The 19,901-nt window shown below is 69.1% G+C and carries 17 protein-coding genes and 1 riboswitch; of the genes, 9 read left to right on the top strand and 8 right to left on the bottom strand.

Translation table 11 applies throughout. The annotated features are described in order from the left end of the window. Positions 1-7: 7 nt before the first annotated feature. Positions 8-1,162 carry an alpha/beta fold hydrolase gene (locus AC4HOU_RS19795; protein WP_437198470.1) on the bottom strand — a complete coding sequence of 385 codons (1,155 nt, stop codon included), beginning with the start codon at positions 1,160-1,162 and terminating at the stop codon, positions 8-10. 65 nt (positions 1,163-1,227) lie between these two features. Then, a riboswitch (cobalamin riboswitch) is annotated at positions 1,228-1,354 on the top strand. Positions 1,355-1,405: 51 nt separating this feature from the next. Here AC4HOU_RS19795 and AC4HOU_RS19800 point away from each other — a divergent pair. The 5 genes from AC4HOU_RS19800 (at position 1,406) to AC4HOU_RS19820 (ending at position 6,643) form a co-directional block, all read left to right on the top strand. Continuing rightward, complete coding sequence (locus AC4HOU_RS19800; RefSeq protein WP_490724910.1) at positions 1,406-2,437, top strand: FecCD family ABC transporter permease; 1,032 nt, start codon at positions 1,406-1,408, stop codon at positions 2,435-2,437. Further along, on the top strand, positions 2,434-3,312 hold the full coding sequence (locus AC4HOU_RS19805; RefSeq protein WP_490724911.1) for an ABC transporter ATP-binding protein: 879 nt from the start codon (positions 2,434-2,436) through the stop codon (positions 3,310-3,312). The genes AC4HOU_RS19800 and AC4HOU_RS19805 overlap by 4 nt, the downstream gene beginning before the upstream one ends. Continuing rightward, complete coding sequence (locus AC4HOU_RS19810; RefSeq protein ID WP_490724912.1) at positions 3,309-4,334, top strand: ABC transporter substrate-binding protein; 1,026 nt, start codon at positions 3,309-3,311, stop codon at positions 4,332-4,334. Before AC4HOU_RS19805 ends, AC4HOU_RS19810 begins: the two co-directional genes overlap by 4 nt. 255 nt (positions 4,335-4,589) lie before the next feature. Then, positions 4,590-5,075, top strand: a complete 486-nt coding sequence (locus AC4HOU_RS19815; RefSeq protein WP_490724913.1) for a MarR family winged helix-turn-helix transcriptional regulator — start codon at positions 4,590-4,592, stop codon at positions 5,073-5,075. After that, positions 5,072-6,643: a DHA2 family efflux MFS transporter permease subunit gene (locus tag AC4HOU_RS19820; protein WP_194990701.1), complete on the top strand. Its 1,572-nt coding sequence runs from the start codon at positions 5,072-5,074 to the stop codon at positions 6,641-6,643. The genes AC4HOU_RS19815 and AC4HOU_RS19820 overlap by 4 nt, the downstream gene beginning before the upstream one ends. 78 nt (positions 6,644-6,721) lie before the next feature. On the opposite strand, the gene AC4HOU_RS19825 is transcribed toward AC4HOU_RS19820, so the two are convergent. The 5 genes from AC4HOU_RS19825 to AC4HOU_RS19845 form a co-directional block, all read right to left on the bottom strand. Further along, a complete protein-coding gene (locus AC4HOU_RS19825; protein ID WP_163816519.1) occupies positions 6,722-7,798 on the bottom strand; it encodes a phage tail tip lysozyme in 1,077 nt (358 codons plus the stop codon). A gap of 148 nt (positions 7,799-7,946) precedes the next feature. After that, a complete protein-coding gene (locus AC4HOU_RS19830) occupies positions 7,947-9,542 on the bottom strand; it encodes a GMC oxidoreductase (RefSeq protein ID WP_490724914.1) in 1,596 nt (531 codons plus the stop codon). A 359-nt stretch (positions 9,543-9,901) separates the two neighbouring features. Next, positions 9,902-10,582, bottom strand: a complete 681-nt coding sequence (gene bioD / locus AC4HOU_RS19835; RefSeq protein ID WP_490724915.1) for a dethiobiotin synthase — start codon at positions 10,580-10,582, stop codon at positions 9,902-9,904. A 2-nt stretch (positions 10,583-10,584) separates the two neighbouring features. Further along, positions 10,585-11,793: an 8-amino-7-oxononanoate synthase gene (locus AC4HOU_RS19840; protein WP_490724916.1), complete on the bottom strand. Its 1,209-nt coding sequence runs from the start codon at positions 11,791-11,793 to the stop codon at positions 10,585-10,587. 70 nt (positions 11,794-11,863) lie between these two features. Further along, positions 11,864-12,340 carry a MarR family winged helix-turn-helix transcriptional regulator gene (locus AC4HOU_RS19845; RefSeq protein ID WP_490724917.1) on the bottom strand — a complete coding sequence of 159 codons (477 nt, stop codon included), beginning with the start codon at positions 12,338-12,340 and terminating at the stop codon, positions 11,864-11,866. Positions 12,341-12,400: 60 nt separating this feature from the next. Here AC4HOU_RS19845 and AC4HOU_RS19850 point away from each other — a divergent pair, with 60 nt between their 5' ends. Next, positions 12,401-12,775, top strand: coding sequence for a cupin domain-containing protein (locus tag AC4HOU_RS19850; protein ID WP_194990782.1), 375 nt, complete (start codon positions 12,401-12,403; stop codon positions 12,773-12,775). Between the two features lie 44 nt (positions 12,776-12,819). Here AC4HOU_RS19850 and AC4HOU_RS19855 read toward each other — a convergent pair whose 3' ends face one another. Continuing rightward, positions 12,820-14,091: an adenosylmethionine--8-amino-7-oxononanoate transaminase gene (locus AC4HOU_RS19855; protein WP_490724918.1), complete on the bottom strand. Its 1,272-nt coding sequence runs from the start codon at positions 14,089-14,091 to the stop codon at positions 12,820-12,822. A gap of 159 nt (positions 14,092-14,250) precedes the next feature. Beyond that, positions 14,251-14,685, bottom strand: coding sequence for a MarR family winged helix-turn-helix transcriptional regulator (locus AC4HOU_RS19860; RefSeq protein ID WP_490724919.1), 435 nt, complete (start codon positions 14,683-14,685; stop codon positions 14,251-14,253). Between the two features lie 36 nt (positions 14,686-14,721). Between AC4HOU_RS19860 and AC4HOU_RS19865 the strand changes: the two genes are divergently transcribed. From AC4HOU_RS19865 to treY, 3 genes are read left to right on the top strand one after another with little or no spacing between them, the layout of a single operon-like run. Further along, entirely contained in the window at positions 14,722-15,276 is a 555-nt protein-coding gene (locus tag AC4HOU_RS19865; protein WP_490724920.1) for a cupin domain-containing protein, read from the top strand. Between the two features lie 49 nt (positions 15,277-15,325). After that, complete coding sequence (gene glgX / locus AC4HOU_RS19870) at positions 15,326-17,443, top strand: glycogen debranching protein GlgX (RefSeq protein WP_490724921.1); 2,118 nt, start codon at positions 15,326-15,328, stop codon at positions 17,441-17,443. A gap of 59 nt (positions 17,444-17,502) precedes the next feature. Further along, positions 17,503-19,899, top strand: a complete 2,397-nt coding sequence (gene treY / locus AC4HOU_RS19875; protein WP_163816558.1) for a malto-oligosyltrehalose synthase — start codon at positions 17,503-17,505, stop codon at positions 19,897-19,899. The last annotated feature ends 2 nt before the right edge of the window (positions 19,900-19,901 follow it).

Below are 19,901 nucleotides of genomic sequence, written 5' to 3' on the forward strand. Positions count from 1 at the left end.
CTCGGGCTCACCGTCCGGCGTCGACGCGGTCGGCGCTCTGCTGTTCGAACCGTTCCACGAACGGCTGCACCTGCTGGGCGAGCACGGTGTTGTACTCGTGCGGGCGCTGCCGTGGATTGGCGTGGCCGGTGCCGTGCGGCAGCACCACCAGCAGCGCGCCGTCCACGCCGCCGACCTCGTCGATGAGCACCTGATGGGTGCGTTCGACGTCGACCACGTCGTCGCGGTGGGCGTCGTGCGGGCGGATGAACACGATCGCCGGCCGCGGCTTGCCGTCGGCGGGCTCGGACAGCGCGCGCAGGTTGTCGGCCGAACCACCGGCCACGATGGCCAGGAATTGGGATTCGATCAGGCCGTTGCTGGCGGCGTCGGGGTTGAAGATCTTGTCGCGCAGCACTTCGGCCACCACATCACCCAACTCGGCGACGCGGATACCGGGGACGCCCTCGCGGTCGACGAAACGTTCCCGGCGCGCATAGGTTTCGACGGTCAGGCGCAGCGTGCGGCTCTCCCTGGCACCGGGCAGCCAGCCCATCCAGCGCACCATGTCCTGGCCGCGGCCGCGTTTGTCGGGTCGTACCGCGTCGAGGTCGAGCGGGGTGCAGTCGAGCAGCACCGCGACCAGGCGCAGCTCGCTGCCGGTGTGGATGTGCTGGCCCACCTCGAGCGCGATCACCCCACCCATGCTGTGGCCGGTGAGCACGATATTGCGGATCCCGGACATCACCGCGGCCCGGATGATCAGATCGGCGATCACCTTGGTGTCGATACCGCGATTGTCGTAGCGGATCGCCCACACCACGCCCATCGTGGCCAGTGCGGGCAGCGCCTCGGCGGTGTCGGAGGCGTTGAGACCGCCCAGACCGACCATGTCGACGACGGCGGTATCCCAGTCCCCCGGATCGGCGGGCGCGGAGATCGGCAGCAGCGACGGCTCGGTGCCCGCCAGCCGCGCCCGCTCCGGCGCGACGTCGTGTACCCAGTACTGGACCATGCCGATCAGCACGATCAGTACCAGCGCACCGACCCGCGACAACACCAACCGGGTGCGGCGCAACGTCGTCCAGTTGTGCCCGAGCCGGGTCTCGGCCAATCGGGCCCGCCGTCGCGCGTCGGCCCAGTCGGTGACAGTGGACGGGTGTCGATCGTCCAGCGGCGACATATTTTCACTGTAGGCACGGCGCGCGAACCTCTGCCATCGCCGCGACCCGGCGCCACGGCGAACCGGACCGATCGGTAGAGTTCGGCCTCACCCTCGGTGGGTGCGGGAATCCGGTGCAAATCCGGGACGGTCGCGCCACTGTGAGCGCCCACTGCGGGCGCGAGTCAGACCTCCCCCACCGGACGAACTCTGGAGAGGCCGCGACTTGCCTGTGGAGCGCTGTTCATCGATGGTGCGTGCGCGATGACTCGTGTCAGCACCGCTGTCGTCGTCCCGTTGCTGCTGGCCGCGCTGGCCGCGGTCATGGTGCTGGCCACCGGATTCGGCGCGGAATCGCTTCCGGTATCGGGCGTGGTCGAGGTCCTGACCCACCGCCTGAGCGGCCGGATTCCGCCGGATCCCGGCCTGGACACCATCGTCTGGCAGTTGCGGGTGCCGCGCACCGTGCTGGCCGCGATCGTCGGTGCCGGGCTGGCGCTGGCCGGTGCGGCCATGCAGACGCTGGTACGCAACCCCTTGGCCGACCCGTTTCTGCTCGGCGTGTCCTCCGGCGCCGGGGTCGGTGCCGCGGCGGTGATCACCTCGGGTGTGTTCGCGGGGGCGGGGATCTGGGCATTGTCCGGTGGCGCGCTGATGGGCGCGTTCGCGGCGGCGGCGCTGGTGTTCATGATCGCGGTGACCCAGGGCGGGCTGACCCCGCTGCGGCTGGTGTTGACCGGCACCGTGCTGGCCTCGGCATTCTCGGCGCTCACCAGCTATCTGATCTTTCGCAGCACCGATCCGGCGGCCGCGCAGTCGGTGCTGTTCTGGCTGCTGGGCAGCCTGGCGGGGGCGGACTGGACCAAGATCGCGGTGCCGCTGGCGGTGGTCGCGGCCTCCGCGGTGGCGCTGATCGCGGCGTCGGGCTGGCTGGACGCGCTGCATCTGGGCGCCGATTCCGCCGGTTCCCTCGGGGTTCCGGTGCGTGAGCTGCGGATCGCGCTGTTCGTGCTGCTCGCGGTGCTGGTGGGTGTGCTGGTGGCGGTGTCGGGCGGGATCGGCTTCGTCGGCCTGGTGGTGCCGCACGCGGCGCGCCTGGTGGTCGGGCCACGCCATCGCACGCTGCTGCCCGCCTGCGCGCTGCTGGGCGCGCTGTTCCTGGTGATCGCCGATGCCGCGACCCGAGTCCTGGTGCGCCCCACCGAGATACCGGTCGGGGTGTTGACCGGGCTGATCGGCGCGCCGGCGTTCCTGATCCTGATGGGCCGGCGTCATTACCGGTTCGGTGCGTCGTGAGCAGCGCGTTCACCGCGGCCGAGGCCGGCGACCGGAGCGGCGGCGAGACCGCTGGACGGCCGCAGCCTTCGATGACCGCGAGCGCCCCCACCGGCGGGGCGGTCGTCGCCGTGCACGATCTGGCCTGCGGGGCCGGGCGGCGCGAGGTCCTGACCGGCGTCGGCTTCGAGGTCCGTGCCGGCGAGATGATCGGCATCGTCGGGCCGAACGGCGCGGGCAAGACCACGCTGCTGCGCACGCTCGCCGGGCTCACGAAGCCGCGGCGTGGGCGGGTGCTGGTGGGCCCGGACGACCTGCACGCCCTCTCGCCCCGCCGCCGCGCGCGCACTGTCGCCCTAGTGGCGCAGGACGAACGCCCGCCCGATGATCTGCTGGCCTGCGAGGTGGTCGCGCTCGGCCTGACGCCGTATCTGCCGCCGTGGGGTGCGGGTTCGGCGCGCGAACGCACGGTCGTCGACGACGCGCTGGCCGCGGTCGATCTCGCGGGATTCGGCGACCGCCCGGTGCATCGGCTCTCCGGTGGCGAACGTCAGCGTGTGTTGCTGGCGCGCGCACTCGTGCAGGACACTCCGGTGCTGCTGCTGGACGAGCCCACCAATCATCTCGACATCACTCACCGGCTCGAGCTGCTCGCCCACGCCAGGCGCCTGGGCCGCACCGTGATCGCCGCGCTGCACGACCTGACGCTGGCCGATCGCTACTGCGACCGGGTGCTGGTGGTGCACGAGGGGCGGGCCCAGCCGCTGGAGCCACCCGAGATCGCGCTGCACGCCGACGTCATCGACGCCGTGTTCGGGGTGCGGGCCACCCGCGTGCCGCATCCCGAGACGGGCGAGAACCATCTGTTGATCACTCCGCGAGAGGCGGCGCCATGAAACACCCGATCCGAATGCTCTGCGCGGCGGCGCTGGCGGTGACGCTGGCCGCCTGCGGCAACCCCCAGGCGGCCACCGGCGATCTGACCGTGCGCAATTGCGGTGTGGAGTCGAGCTTTCCGGCTCCCGCGCAGCGCATGTTCGTCAACGACAGCAATATGGTCTCGATGGTGCTGGCGCTCGGCGCGCAGGATCAGGTAGCCGCGGTGTCGAGCATGCAGCAGGACATCACCGTGCTGCGCGAGCACTACGGCGACGCCGTGGACCGGCTCCGTTCCGTGGCCGACGAATCCCCCTCGCGGGAAACGGTTCTCGCGCAGGGACCGGACGTCGTCGTCGCCGGCTGGAATTACGGCTACGACGAATCCAAGAATCTCACCCCCGACTCGCTGCGGGCGGCGGGCATCGCCGCCTACATCCTCACCGAGAGCTGCCGCCAGCGCGCCGGTGAACGCCCGCGCGGCGTGGTCGAACCGTGGACGGCGCTGCGCGAAGACCTCACCAATCTCGGCGCCATCACCGGCCGCACCGAACGCGCCGCCGCGCTCGTCGATGATCTCGATCGCCGCCTCGCCGCGCTCGCGGCCGCGCCGAAACCCGCACGCACCCCGCAGATCTTCCTGTTCGACAGCGGCAGCGACACCATTTTCTCCAGCGGCAGTTTCGGTGCGCCGCAGGCGATCCTGGACGCGGCCGGTGGGCGCAATGTGCTCTCCGATGTCCCCGACACCTGGACCGCGGTGTCCTGGGAGCGGCTGGCCGGCGCCGACCCGGACGCCATCATGTTCGTCGACTATCCGATGCAGAGCTACGCGCAGAAGGTCGAGATGCTGCGCGCCAAACCCGGCATCAACCAACTGCGCGCCGTGACCGAGGGCCGCTTCCTGAACCTGCCGTATGCGATGTGGACGAGTGGGCCGCTCAATATCGACGCGGCCGAACAGATTCGCAAGCACCTCGAGCAGTGGGGGCTGGTGCCGCCCTCGGACATCGCGCCGCGATCCGACGACGCGATTCGCTGACCCCGGTGCCCGGCACGTTCCAGCACCGCTGGATCGGCGCGGGCCGAACGTGACACTCACCACATCGACACAGATAGAGCGGCGTTTCCGGCGAATATCACACCGATCGTGTCGGACCCCGGGTCTAGCGTCGGCTCCGTGACGCATACGTCGCACGGCCACCATCATGACGTCCCACCCAGCAGGCGTGACGTTAGACACAAACGCGCGATATTCGCTTGTACGCGACTATTGCGTGCGCATTATGATCGCGCGGTGACGAGTGAATTGGGAATCAGCGAGACGCTGGAGCGTTTCCTGACGGGCCTGTTCAGCGCGAGCCGCTCCGGGGGTGCCGATCGTTTGGTCGACCTGGATCTGTCGCTCTCGCAGGCACGCACCCTGTTCGTCCTCGGCCACGACGATCGTCAGCAGCTGCCCATCCACACCATTGCCGAACGACTCTCGTTGTCGGTGACCGCGGCGGGGCGCAATGTGGATCGGCTCGTTCGTCTCGGGTTGCTGACCAGGGACGAAAGCCCAGAGGACCGGCGGGTCAAACTGGTCGGCCTCAGCGAACATGGCCGCGAGGTCATCCGCGATCAGATGATGTGCCATCGCGACGCGATCGACCGCCTGGTCGAACGCCTGCCCGACACCGTGCGTGACGATCTGCACGCCGCCCTCCTCGGCGTGCTCGACTCCGGGGCACTCGCCTCGGTGCAATCCATCCCAGCCGTATCGACGGGAGACCCCTCGTGAGCAAGTCCGCCGGCAATACCGCCGCAGCGGTACCCGACAAGATAGACGGCGCCGTCCTCAAGGTCGCCGGTGTCGTCGTCCTCGGCGCCATCATGTCGATTCTCGACATCACCGTGGTCAACGTCGCGCTGCCGACGTTCCAGACCGAGTTCGACGTCGCCAACTACTCCACGGTGGCCTGGACGGTCACCGCCTACACCCTCGCCCTGGCGACGGTCATCCCGCTGACCGGTTGGGCCGCCGACCGATTCGGCACCAAACGCCTGTATCTGGCCGCGCTGGTGCTGTTCACCGGCGGTTCGGTGCTGTGTGCCGCGGCATGGAACATCGAGGCGCTGATCGCGTTCCGGGTGATCCAGGGCCTCGGCGGCGGCATGCTGATGCCGCTGGGCATGACGATCATGACCAAGGCCGCCGGACCGGAGCGGATCGGCCGGCTGATGGCCATCCTCGGCATCCCGATGCTGCTGGGCCCGATCCTGGGCCCGATCCTGGGTGGCTGGCTGATCGACAACGCGTCCTGGCACTGGATCTTCCTGATCAACCTGCCCATCGGCGCCATCTCGCTGGTCTACGCCTACGTGGTGCTGCCCAAGGATGATCCGCAGCCGAGTGAGACCTTCGACTTCATCGGCATGCTGATGCTCTCGCCGGGTCTGGCGCTGTTCCTGTTCGGTGTGTCCACGATTCCGGAGGAGGGCACCGTCACCGCGCCGAAGGTGTGGGCGACGATGCTGCTCGGCGCGCTGCTGGTGATCGCGTTCGTGTTCTACTCGTTCAAGCCCAAGCATCCGCTGCTGGACCTGCGGCTGTTCAAGAACTTCGACCTGTCGATCTCCACGATCACCATGTTCCTGTTCGCGGCCTCGTTCTTCGGTGGCCTGCTGCTGGTGCCCACCTACTTCCAGCAGGTGCGCGGGGAGAGCCCGCTGATGGCGGGTCTGCTGGTGGCGCCGCAGGGTCTGGGCACCATGCTCACCATGCCGCTGGCGGGTGCGCTGGCCGACAAGCTCCCGGTGGGCCGGATCGTGCCGGTCGGCATGCTGACCATCACTGTCGCGATGTTCGGGCTCTCGCAGACCGATGCGCACACCTCCTACCCGGTGCTGCTCGGTCTGCTGTTCGTGCTGGGTCTGGGCATGGGTGGCACCATGATGCCGCTGATGACGGCCGCGCTGCGCACCCTCACCGAGCACGAGGTGGCCCGTGGTTCCACGCTGCTCAACATCGCCCAGCAGATCGCAAGCTCGGTCGGTGTCGCCATCATCTCGGTGGTGCTGACCAACCAGTTCAAGGCGTCGGAGCCGGTGTCGGCGGCCCAGGCCGTCGGTGAGGCCGAACGCACCGGCACACCGCCGGATCCGTCGATCCTGGAATACATCCAGTCGCTGGGTGCGAAGTTCGAGTCGATCGTGCTCGACGACATGGCCTCGGCGTTCTCCACCAGCTACCTGGTGGCCGCGTTCCTGTGCCTGGTCACCCTGATCGCGTCGTTCTTCCTGCCGCGCAAGAAGATCGAGGATCCCGCCGAGGGCGAGCAGCCCAAGGCGCCGGTCATGATGCACTGACCCGCGACAACCGACAACAGCCGATCCCCGTGCGAGCGAATGCGCACGGGGATCGGCTGTTCGCGTATCGGAACCGGCTCAGGCCGACACCGCAGCCATGGTGGCCGCGACATTGTTCGCGTTGGCGATCCGCTGACCGCGCGCCTCGCCCGAGCTGCGTTCGTAGTACTGGTCGAACACCGCCGCCGCGGCGGCAGGCGTGTCGGTGGCGCGCAGCCTGGCATACGCCGCCGACTCGCTGCCCTGCAACTCGTGCATCATGAAATCGACCTGGGTTTCCCAGTCGCCGACCGGTTTACCCCGGGATGCGGCAAAGGCTTCCAGGTTCTCGCGCCGCCCGCCGAGCCACTGGCACAGCCCGTAGGCACCCTCGTTCGGGTTATAGGCACCGGTGTTCAATCCGGGGGCCTCGACCTGCATATTGCCCACGATCCCGGCCGCCTGGGCAGGCGTGAGACCGTAGACGTCGATGAGCCGCCGGTAGATCTTCTCCGCCGTGGTCCGCTCACCACCGTCCAGCGGTGCCGCGTCCGCCGTCGTCGGGACATCGCCGCCGGTGTAGACATCACCGGGCAGGTTGCTGCCGAAGGTCGGCGTCCACGGCGGCGCGCCACCGCCGCCGTATCCACCACCACCGCCACCGGTATTCGCACCGCCCGGAGGCGAATTCCACGCCTGCCGGTCCAGCTCGTTGAACGCGTCCCACACGGCGTCGACGGCCTTGGCGATGAGCTTGTCGATCGCGTGTACCGCGCCGACCTGTTCGGCGGGAGTCGGGCGGTCCGGCGGATCGTCGACCACCGTGCCCAGGGCTTCCTTGATCGCGTCCTCGAGCAGATCGACCTGCTTGGTGACCTCGTTGGCCACGTCGGCGGAGGCGGCGGCCATCTCGGCGATCTGGTCGTCGAGGGAGTTCCACTGGTCCTGATAGTCCTTGACGTCGGCGGCCCGGAGTTTGTATTGCTGCTTCATCTCTCCGGTGCCCGGCATCTCGGCCCCGCCGAGACCGTCGAGGTATTTCGCGGTGATCCGGGTGGCGTTCTTGTTGCCGAGACCCTTCTTCAACGCTTCCAGCGTTGCTTCCGCCCGCGCGATATAGGGATTCAGAATGGGGGCGTCAGTAAATCGCCGAAACTTCACCGGTTCCGGAGCCACCGTCCACCTCCACCACACGATGCCGCAGCATGCGCTCCCTGCCCTGTCTGCCACAGGCGCAGGTGACCACGGCAAGAAATAGCAGATTCCGCCCGCACGCACGAGCCGCGATATTCCCTCCGGCGAGAAGGCCACCGCGGGATCGGCCTCAGATCACCGCGCCGACATCGGTGGCGACGAGATGATCGAGCGCGCGTTCGGCGACGGCGGCGATCGTCATCGACGGATTGCACGCGGCGGTAGTGCCCGGCATCAGCGCCCCATCGAGCACGTAGAGCCCGCGCTGACCGAGCACCCGGCCCTCCAGGTCGCAGACGCTGCCCATGCTCGCCCCGCCGAGCGGATGCCAGGTGGACGGGAACGCGGCATTGGTGTCGAGCAGGGCGGTGCCCGGTCCGGCGATGCGGTGCGCGGTGGGCCCGATGTGGTTGTCCTGGATGAAGGAATCGCCATCGACCGGCCAGTGCAGCACCGCCTGTTCGGCCGCCGCGTCGTAGTGGAACGCGCCGCGGCCGGCGCTGACGCCGTAGCCGACCATCATGGTCGACTTCGGATCGACAGGCATGGGCGGGATCGAGGCCTGGATGAGCGTGCACGCGGAGTTCGGGTCCGCCCAGTTCAGGCTGCCGTACACGACCGGACCGCCCTGTGCGGGACCGAAATCCGCGGCCGGGTTGGTCCAGACGTAGATGCGGTCGGCATTCGTGCCCCAGTTCTGGCCCAGCGCATCGGGCAGATCGGGGATCAGTCCCCTGGCTCCGGCGCGCACCAGCAGCTTCGTCGTGTTGAGGCTGCCCGCCGCAAGCACGAGCGCCCCGGCGGTGATGACGATGTTCTCCTGGACCGTGCCGGTGCTGTCGATGCGGTCGACGTGCACGATCCAGCGTCCGTCGGCGCCGCGTTCGATATCGGTGACCTCGTGCAGGGTGCGGACCTGCACCCGCCCGGTGGCTTCGGCCGCGGCGACATAGGTGACGTCGACGGAGTGCTTGCCGCCGTTGTTCACCCCCATCGCGCCGTCACCGTTGGTGTAGGACGGTTTCATCTCCCCGCGCAGCTCGGCCAGCGCGAAGTTCCAGTCGATGGGCATGGGAATCTTCGACAGCGGCAACCCGGCGCGGCGCACGTGGTCGGCGAAGACGCGGGCGGCGGCGTAATTCGGGTGAGCGATCAGCTCCTCGGGCGCGACCGCGAGCCCGAGCATCCGCGCGACCCGCGGGTAGTGCACGCGATCCATCGTGGCCCAGTCGAGTTCGGCCGGGAAATGCGTGTTGAACACCGCTTCGTCCGGCTGCAGCGACATGCCCTGGTAGATCAGCGATCCGCCGCCGAGCCCCGCCGCGCACAACGCCGTCATGTTCTGCCCCGGTACCGCTTCGACCAAGCCGGTGTAGGGCTCGAAGGCCAGTGGCTGCCCGAACAGGTTCGGGCTGGACCGATGCCAGAGCATGCGCTTGTCCGGTGCGGAGGCACGCGGGAAGGTCTCCGCGTTCGGCCCCGTCGGCCAGCGCATGCCGCGCTCGAGCAGCAGTACCGGCACTCCCGCCTCGGCCAGCCGCAGCGCCGTCACCCCGCCGCCGAAACCGGAACCGATCACCACGACGCGGTGCTCTTCCCTGGTGAGCCGAACTCCGTTGACCCGCGCGGCGATGGCCGGCTTCGGGTCGGACATCCTGGCTCCGGCGAGCACGGCCGCGGTGGCCACCGCCCCGGTCAGCAGCGAGCGGCGGGAGAGCACTGACATGAAAGATCCTTACGACGAGCCGAGTGCGGGTGCACGGCGCATCGCTCGGCAGCACTGGCGAGCCCTGCCATCGGGTGGCCAGCGCTGGTCACGTGATGGTCCGGATGCGCCGTGCGTCGGTCACCGAGGATCCCGGCGCGACCTCTCCACGCCGGTAACTCGGTTACCGAGTAACGACGTTACCGCACCGGAGTGCCTCGTACTCGAGAAATCGAAGAACTCGATCCTGATTCGTCGCCATGCATCGTCTGCCACGCCGGCATCCACCGCGGGGCATGATGTCGTCGAGCCCGCCGAAGACACACGATCTGCCCGGCGGTGTAGCCCCGCCGGTCTCGAGCGCCGCCGGGCGGATCAATTCAGCCGAGCAGGTGGCGCCGTGCCCAGTCCGGATCGAACCAGCCGGGGGCCTCGGCCCGGAACGCGGCCGCCGGCCACGCGCCCGCCCCGGCGGGGATCGAGCCGATCAGCTCGGCGCCGGTCACGCGCGGCAGGTCGGTGCGGTTGGTTTCCATGGCCAGATCGGGAACGTCCGGCCAGGACCCGATGACCAGACCAGCGCATTCCACACCGGCCGCCGCCAGCGCGCGGGTGGTGAGTTCGGTGTGGTTGAGGGTGCCGAGACCGGGGGCGGTGACGACCACGACCGGCGCGCCGAGCTTTGCCGCCAGATCGAGCAGGGTGAACTCACCGATACGGACCAGCACGCCGCCCGCACCCTCGACGAGGACGAGGTCGGCGGTGAGTTCGGTGATAGCCGACAGTGTTTCGTCGATGGTGAGCAGTGGTGCGCCGCAACGGCGGGCCGCCGTGTCGGGGGCCAGCGGTTCCGGATAGCGGGCCAGTTCGAGCGTGCTGGTGACGCCGGAGAGTTGCGTGATGGTCGCCAGATCGCCGGGCTCATCCTCGGCGACACCGGTCTGGGCGGGTTTGCACACCGCGACCGAGCGCCCGGCCGCCGTGGCCGTGGCCGCTAATGCGGCGGTGACAATGGTCTTGCCGACATCGGTCGACGTTCCGGTAACGAACATCAGCGTCATCGCTACCCCCGCACCGTCGACACGAGCCCCGCCGTCGCGGGCCAGCCGCCGACCGGATACGTCGGACTGCCCGCTGCCTGCCGTGCCGCGGCCAGCACCTCGCCGAGAACCGTGGCAATGACCTCGATCTCCGCCGGGGTCAGGTTCGCGCGCGCCGTGAGTCGCAGCCGGGACGTCCCTTCCGGCACCGACGGCGGACGGAAACAGCCGACGTCGAGGCCGCGCGCCCGGCATTGCTGCGCGGCCTCGAAGGCCACCTGCGCCTCACCGAGCACCACCGAGACCACCGCCGAATCCGGTTGCGGCACACCGGCGATCCGCGCGATATCGGCGGCCCGATCCAGCACCCGCTGCGCGATACCCGGATCGCCGCGCAGGATCCCCAGCGCCGCGCGGGCCGCGCCGACAGCGGCGGGCGCCAGCCCGGTATCGAAGATGAACGTGCGCGCCGCGTCGATGAGGTGCGCGCGCACCCGGCCACTGGCCAGCACCGCTCCCCCTTGGGCGGCAAGGGCTTTCGACAGGGTCGCGGTGATCACCAGATCCGGTTCCCCGGCCAGCCCCACTTCCTGCACCAGCCCACGGCCGCCGGTGCCACGGACACCGAGCCCGTGCGCCTCGTCGACGACGAGCACCGCGCCGTTGGCGCGCGTCACCCGGTGCAGTTCGGCCAGCGGAGCCAGGTCGCCGTCGGCGCTGAACACCGAATCGGTGAGCACCAGTGCGCGTTCCTCGGTGCGACTCGCCAGTAGCCGGTCCACCGCCGCGACATCGCAGTGCGGCGCGATCTCCACCCGCGCCCGCGACAACCGGCAGGCGTCGACGAGCGAGGCATGACTGCCCGCGTCGGAGACGATCAGCGAGCCGCGTCCGGCCAGCGCCGTCACCACGCCGAGATTGGCGGCATACCCGGAGGCGAACACCAGCCCGGCTTCGGCGCCCATGAACTCGGCGAGCTCGGCCTCGAGCAGTTCGTGTTCGGTGGTCGTCCCGGTGACCAGCCGCGATCCGGTGGAACCGGCACCCCACCGCCGCACGGCCGCGACCGCGCCCTCGATCACCTCGGGGTGGCGCGCAAGCCCCAGATAGTCGTTCGATGCCAGATCGATGGACGGTGACTGCGGTTCCCGTGCCCGCAGCTGCCGCCGCAGCCCCGCCCCCACCCGCTCGGCAGCACGCGCGTCCAGCCAGCTCAATGGATCGGTACTCACAGCTGAACACCATACTTGAACGGCGTTCAGGACAGTGACCGGGGCCACCGGATGCGCACCGGCGACGCCCTCATGAGCCGAACCAGCTCGGCGTATCCATCCGGAAGAGCTCACCCGGCGCCAGCACCCGGAGATCGGCGTCGAGTGCCGCCATCCGGTCGGCGCCGAGCAGGGCCGACCAGCGCGCGTGGATGCGGTCGAAGGTCTCGGCAGAGCGGTCCAGCACCTCGATACCGCGATCGCTGAGCGTGTAGACCTTGCGCCGGGCGTCGGCCGGATCATGGCCACGACGCAGGTAGCCGAGGTGTTCGAGGTTGTCGATGTGCTTGCCCGCGGCCTGTTTGGAGATGCCGAGGGCCCGCCCGAGGTCGGCCGCAGTGCACCCCTGCGGCCCGCTGCGCGCGATCGCCTGGAACACGAAGCCGTGCATCGGCCGCAGATCGGGGTGGCCGCGCTCGGCCAGGCGGGCGTGCACTTCGTCGATGACCGCACGGAAGGCAGCCAGCATCCGCAGTGGCAGCTCGAAGCCACCGGCATCCCTTGACATGATGGACAACCTCGTTAACTATATGGACAACATCGTTGTCTATCTTAAGGACGTAACTCCGTGACCGTCATCCGACACTCCGAAACCCGCCGCACGGAAACCCCCGGCGGCATCATGACCACCCTCGCCTCCCCCACCCAGGGCGGCGCCTCGCTCCCGCTGTGGCGTGTCGAGCTCGCGCCCGGCCAGTCCGGCCCGCTGCATTTCATCGATGCCGAACAGGTGTGGACCGTCCTCAGCGGAAGCGCCGAGGTCACCGTCGACGGCGCCGATCACGTCATCGCCGCAGGCGACACGATCATCCTGCCGCCCGATGTGTTGCGCCAGATCAGCGGTGGTGCAGAAGGTTTCACCGCCATCGTCACCGCTCCCGCAGGCGCCCGAGCCGGCGCCCCGGACCGGGACGGCACCATCGTGCCGCCCTGGATCGCATAGCGGCCGGGCACGACCCGCACAGCCGAATCAGCTCGCCTCAGCGCTCATGCGACCCGGGCCGCCGCGACCATCGCCGAGGTGATCGCCTGGACATCGCCGGTAGTGCTGATGAACGGCGGCATCGTATAAATGAGATTCCGGAAGGGCCGCAACCAGGCGCCTGCCGCAACGGCCGCATCGGTGGCCGCGCGCATGTCGACGGGGTGATCGAGCTCGATCACCCCGATCGCGCCGAGCACCCGGACGTCGGTGACGCCGGGCAACTCCCGCGCCGAAGCCAGGCCGGTACCCAGCTCGGCTTCGATGCGGGTCACCTCGCCCTGCCAGTCGCGGGAGAGCAGCAGTTCGGTCGATGCCACCGCGATCGCGCACGCCAGCGGGTTACCCATGAAGGTCGGCCCGTGCATGAGCCCACCGTGTGCGGCGCTGAGGGTTTCGGCGATCTGCTCGGTACACAAGGCGGCGGCCAGCGTCAGATAACCACCGGTCAATGCCTTGCCGACACACATCACATCCGGGCTCACTCCCGCGTGTTCGGCGGCGAAAAACGTTCCGGTCCGGCCGAATCCGGTGGCGATCTCATCGAAGATCAGCAGCACGCCGTTGGCGTCGCAGAGCCGGCGCAGTTCACCGAGATAGCGCGGATCGTGCCAGCGCATCCCGCCCGCGCCCTGCACCACCGGTTCCACGATGACGGCGGCCAGCTCGTCGGCGTGCTCGCGCACCGCCCGCTCGAGTTCGGCGACATAGCCTGGATCGAAGTCTGTCGGCGGAGCGGGCACGAAGATCTGTTCGGCGAGGATGTCGGTCCACAGCGAGTGCATGCCGCCCTCTGGATCACACACGCTCATCGGGGTGAAGGTGTCGCCGTGGTAGCCGCCGCGCCAGGTGAGCAGGCGGCGTTTCCCGGGGTGGCCGAGCGCGCGCTGATATTGCAGACACATCTTGGCTGCCACCTCCACCGACACCGAACCGGAATCGCAGAGGAACACCTTGTCCAGCCCGGGCGGGGTCAGCCGCACCAGCAGCTCGGACAGCCGCGCCGCCGGCTCATGAGTGAGCCCGCCGAACATCACGTGACTCATCCGCTGCGACTGCACCAGCAGCGCGGAGTCCAGCACCGGGTGCCGGTATCCGTGCACCGCCGCCCACCATGAGCTCATGCCGTCGACGAGTTCGCGGCCGTCGACCAAGCGCAGCCTGGTCCCGGACGCGGAGGCCACCACCAGCGGCTCGGTCGTGGCCGGAAATCCGCCGTAGGGGTGCCACACATGTTTCGCGTCGATGGCGGTGATCTCGTCGGGCGTCAGCACCACAGCAACCCTTCGCACAGTGGACGTGCCGCCACCAGCAGGCGGCCTTGAACGCCGTTCAAGTTAACATCTGAGCAGGTGCTGATGCCACGGCGGGACCGAGCAGGGCGAGACCGTCGGCCCCCGCCGCGAAACACCAGCGGCGCGGCATCCACCCTGCGCTTACCGCTCCGGCGCCTCGAGCACCCCCGGCACGGCCGCGAGACCCGCACGCAGCGCCTCGAACTCGTCCACCCCGAGGTGAGCGCGCAGTTCGCGCTCGATGCTCGCGATGCGATCAGCGGCCAGGGCGAGCGCCTGGCGCCCGGAATTGGTCAGCAGCACCACCCGCGCCCGGCGGTCGGCCGGATCGACCCGGCGTTCGACCAGCCCGTGCCGCTCGAGATGGGTGACCAGTTCACCCATGGACTGCTGAGTCATCCCCGCCGCGTCGGCCAGGGCGGTGACGCGCGAGCCCGCCGGGTCCAGGTACCGGAAGACCGCGTAGTGCGCGGGCCGCAGGCCATCACCGAGCATCGCGCCCAGTTCGCGGTTCAGTTCCCGTTCCACGGACCTGGTCGCCAAGGTGAGCAGTTTCAAGATGGAGGCTTCGCCCATTGACACAATAGGAAGGTTACCTTTATATCTGGTTTCATGCACGAAACCCTCACCTTCCGCGACGGCCATCGCGTCACCCTGATGGCTCGTGGCGTCGACGACGACGGCCCCTACCTGCGGCTACAGCATCTGCTGCCGGTACCGAAACGGCAGGCCGGCCCACACTGGCACCCCGAAATCGCCGAGAGCTGGACCATCCGCAGCGGACGGCTGCGCTTCCGCATCGACGGGCGCGAGGTCATCGCCGACCCGGGCGGTACCGTCACCGCCGCACCTCGCGCGGTGCACGAATTCTGGAGCGAGCTGCCCGATACCGTCGTCGACCACGAGATCCGGCCGCCACTTCGGCATTGGCAGATGTTCCGGCTGTGGTCCGCCCTCGACAACGCGGGCAAAACCACCGGCGCGGGCGTCCCGCGCAATCCCGTCGCGCTCGCCATGCTCTGGGAGCTCCAGGACGGCTACCTCGCCGGCATCCCGGCCCCCGTCCAGCGCGCGGTCCTCGGCACCCTCGCCCGCCTCGCCCGCCGCACCGGATACCACCGCCGCTGGCTGCCCGCGACCTCGGCCACCGCCGGTCCGCCCGCTTAACGCGCAGGGCCGCAGCGGCGGCGACCGAGCGACCGTTAGTGTCGTTGCCATGGTTTCGCCCGATCCCGCGTCCGCCGCGGCACCGCTGGGTGTCTGGCCGGGTAGCGCGTATCCGCTGGGCGCCACCTACGACGGGACCGGCACCAATTTCTCGCTGTTCACCGAGGTCGCCGACGCGGTGGAATTGTGCCTGGTCGACAAGCAGGGCGCGGAGACGCGGATCGGGCTGGAGGAGGTCGACGGGCACGTCTGGCATGCCTTCCTGCCGGGGGTCGGTCCGGGACAGCGCTACGGGTTCCGGGTGCACGGCCCGTTCGATCCCGACCGCGGCCTGCGCTGCGATCCGAGCAAATTCCTGCTCGACCCGTACGGCAAGGCCTTCGACGGCACGTTCACCGATCACCGCTCGCTCTCTACCTACGGCGAGGATTCGCTCGGCCACACCATGACCGGTGTGGTGATCAACCCGTTCTTCGACTGGGGCACCGACCGATCGCCGAAGCGGCCCTACCACGAGACGGTGATCTACGAGGCCCACGTCAAGGGCATGACCATCACCCACCCCGACGTTCCCGAGGAACTGCGCGGCACCTACGCGGGGCTGGCGCATCCGGCGATCATCGACCATCTGCGCGGCCTGGGCGTCACCGCGATCGAGCTGATGCCGGTGCACCAGTTCCTGCACGACCGCATCCTGCTCGACCAGGGCCTGCGCAACTATTGGGGCTACAACAGCTTCGGCTACCTCGCCCCGCATCACGAGTACGCGGCGGGCGCGCGGGCCGGCGCGGCGGTGACCGAATTCAAGGCGATGGTGCGGGCACTGCACGCCGAGGGCATCGAAGTGATCCTGGACGTGGTCTACAACCACACCGCCGAGGGCAATCACCTGGGGCCGACCATCGGTTTCCGCGGCATCGACAATGCCGCCTACTACCGGCTGATGGACGACGACCCCGCGCACTACATGGATTACACCGGCACCGGCAACAGCCTCAACGTGCGCCATCCGCACACCTTGCAGCTGATCATGGATTCGCTGCGGTACTGGGTGCTGGAGATGCACGTCGACGGTTTCCGCTTCGATCTGGCCGCCACGCTGGCCCGCGAACTGCACGATGTGGACCGGTTGTCCACGTTCTTCGATCTGGTGCAGCAGGATCCGGTGGTCAGCCAGGTCAAGCTCATCGCCGAACCGTGGGACGTCGGCGAGGGCGGCTACCAGGTCGGCAACTTCCCGAGCCTGTGGACCGAATGGAACGGCAAATACCGCGATACGGTGCGCGACTACTGGCGCGGTGAGCACGCCACCCTCGGCGAGTTCGCGTCCCGGTTCACCGGGTCCTCGGATCTGTACGAGGCCACCGGGCGCAGACCCAGCGCCTCGATCAACTTCGTCACCGCCCACGACGGCTTCACCCTCCGGGACCTGGTGTCCTACAACGACAAACACAACGAGGCCAACGGCGAAGGCAACCGCGACGGTGAAAACCACAACCGGTCCTGGAACTGCGGGGTGGAAGGACCCACCGACGACCCGGAAGTGCTCGCGTTGCGTGATCGCCAGTCGCGCAACCTGCTGGCCACGCTGATCCTGAGCCAGGGCACCCCGATGCTCGCGCACGGCGACGAGATGGGCCGCACCCAGCTCGGCAACAACAATGTCTACTGCCAGGATTCGGCATTGTCCTGGATGGATTGGTCGCTGGCGCACAAGAACGCCGATCTGCTCGCGTTCACCCGCGCGGCGATCGCCTTGCGCACCGCGCATCCGGTGTTCCGCCGCCGTCGGTTCCTGGCCGGCGGCCCGGTGCGCGAGGGCGAGCATCCCCGCGATATCGCCTGGCTGACCCCCGACGGCGCGGAGATGACGGTCGCGGACTGGGACAGCGGTTTCGGCCGGGCGCTGGCGGTGTTCCTGAACGGCGAAGGGATCCCGGAGCCGGGCCCGCGCGGTGAACGCATCACCGACGATTCATTCCTGCTGTGCTTCAACGCCCACGACAGCGCCCTGGATTTCACCCTGCCCACCCCCGATTTCGGCGCCGAGTGGTCGGTCGCCCTGGATTGTTCCGCACCCGACGGACGTGCCGAGGCCAGCTATGCCGCGGCGAGCACCGTCACCGTCACCGCCCGTTGTCTGCTCGTCCTCCGCCGCACCGCCTGACCGATACGAACATGACCGAGAAGAACCTGACCGCCACGCATCTCACCGATCCACAGTCCATGCGCCGCCCGGCCCGGTCGACGCCGGTGCGCAGCACCTACCGGCTGCAACTGCGCCCGGACCTGCTCACCTTCGCCGACGCCGCCGCCATCGCCGAATACCTGCAGCAGCTGGGCATCTCGCATCTGTATCTGTCGCCGGTGATGACCGCCGCGCACGGTTCGACGCACGGCTACGACGTCACCGATCCGACCACGGTGTCGGCGGCGCTGGGCGGCCCGGCCGGGCTCAAGGCGCTCTCGGACGAGGTGCGCAGCCGCGGCATGGGGTTGATCGTCGATCTGGTGCCCAACCATGTGGGTGTCGGCGATCCGCGGCAGAACCCGTGGTGGTGGGATGTGCTGCGGCACGGACCGGAATCGCAGTACGCGCATTACTTCGATATCGACTGGAGCCCGCTCAACGGCGCCGGCGGGCGGCTGGCGCTGCCGGTCTTGCAGAGCGAGAACGATCCGGCGGCGTTGACGGTGGACCGGTCCGGTCCAGAGCCGATGCTCGCGCTGCACGATCTGCGGTTCCCGATCGCGCCCGACACCGACGGCGACAACGCGCTGCGCATCCACGACAAACAGCATTACCGGCTGGTGAGCTGGAAGGCGGGCCTGTGCAGCTACCGCCGGTTCTTCGCGGTGAGCGGGCTGGCGGCGCTGCGTCAGGAAGATCCGGAGGTGTTCGAAGCCACCCATCGTGAGCTCGCGGCCTGGTGTGAACACGATCTGATCGACGGTGTGCGCGTCGACCACCCCGACGGGCTGTCCTATCCGGCGGCCTATCTCGCCCGGCTGCGCAGCCTCATCGGCCCGCACCGGCTGCTGCTGGTGGAGAAGATCCTCGCCAACCGGGAACCGCTGGACGCGACCCTGCCCATCGACGGCACCACCGGTTACGACGCGCTCGCCGATATCGGCGGGGTGCTGATCGACCCCGGCGGTGAGCAGACGCTGACGGAGTTGTCCCAGCATTTCGCCGGCCACGGCAGCGACCGCGCCTGGATCGGCGAAAAGCAGCACCGCATCAAGCGCGCGGTCGCCGAAAGCATTCTGGCACCGGAGATCCGGCGACTGGTGGCGGCGGTCAAACGCGACGCGGGGGTGAACGGCTTCGACGCCTCCGGGATCAGCGATATGGCGCTGACCAACGCCACCATCGAGGTGCTGGCGTTCCTTCCGGTGTACCGGGTCGATTACACGCCGCTGGCCGGGATGACCGGCGCCGTGGTCGCCGATGTGGAAAAACGCAACAGCGAACTCACCGCGCCGCTGTCGGTACTGGTGGCGGCGCTGGCCGCAGGCGGCGAGGCGGCGGTGCGGTTCAGCCAGGTGGGCGGCGCGATCACGGCCAAAGCCGTCGAGGACACCATGTTCTACCGGGCCGCACGGCTGGTGTCGCTGCAGGAGGTGGGCGGCAACCCGGCCCGATTCGGGCATTCGCTCAACGAGTTCCACCTCGCCAACAGCGAACGCGCGCAACGCTGGCCCGCGACCATGACCGCGCTGTCGACCCACGACACCAAACGCGGTGAGGATGTGCGCGCCCGCATCGGGGTGCTGTCGCAGGTGGCGACGCGGTGGGCGCGGTCGGTGGCGACCTGGCTCGAGCTCACCCCCGGCCCCGACGGCGCGACGGCACTGTTCCTGTTGCAGAACATGTTCGGGGTGTGGCCCGCCGACGGCCGTCCCGCCGCCTCGGTTCCCGGGCTCCGCGATCGGCTGCACCGGTTCGCGGAGAAGGCGATTCGCGAGGCTGGCGAGCACACCTCCTGGGAGGAACCCGACCCCGAATTCGAGACCGCCGTGCACACCTGGATCGATGCGGTGATCGACGGCCCGGTCGGTTCCGGGCTCGGCGATCTGGTGCACGAACTGGCCCCGCATGCCTGGTCGGATGCGCTGTCGCAGAAACTGCTGCAACTGTGCGGGCCCGGGATTCCGGACGTCTATCAGGGCTGCGAGCTGTGGGAGGACTCGCTGGTCGACCCGGACAACCGGCGTCCGGTGGATTTCGCCACCCGCGCCGGCATGCTGCAATCACTGACGGGCACACCGGGTTTGGACACCACCGGGGCGGCGAAGATGTGGATCGTCGCCTATGCGCTGTGGTTACGCCGGGAGCGGCCGGACTGCTTCGTCGGCGGCACCTATCTGCCGTTGTTCGCGACCGGCGAGCAGGCGGGCAAGCTGGTGTCCTACGCCCGCGGCCGCGCCGGCGACGCGCCGGAGGTGATCGTGGCCGCGACCCGGCACAGCGTATCGCTGGCCGAGACCGGCTGGGGTGACACGGTGCTGGATCTACCGCAGGGCACCTGGACCGACCGGCTCACCGGGCACACCTTCCAGGGCCGGGCGCGGCTGGAGAAGCTGTTCGCCCGGCTCCCGGTGGCGCTGCTGGTGCGCTGAAC

It is taken from the genome of Nocardia sp. JCM 38205, assembly GCF_058222935.1.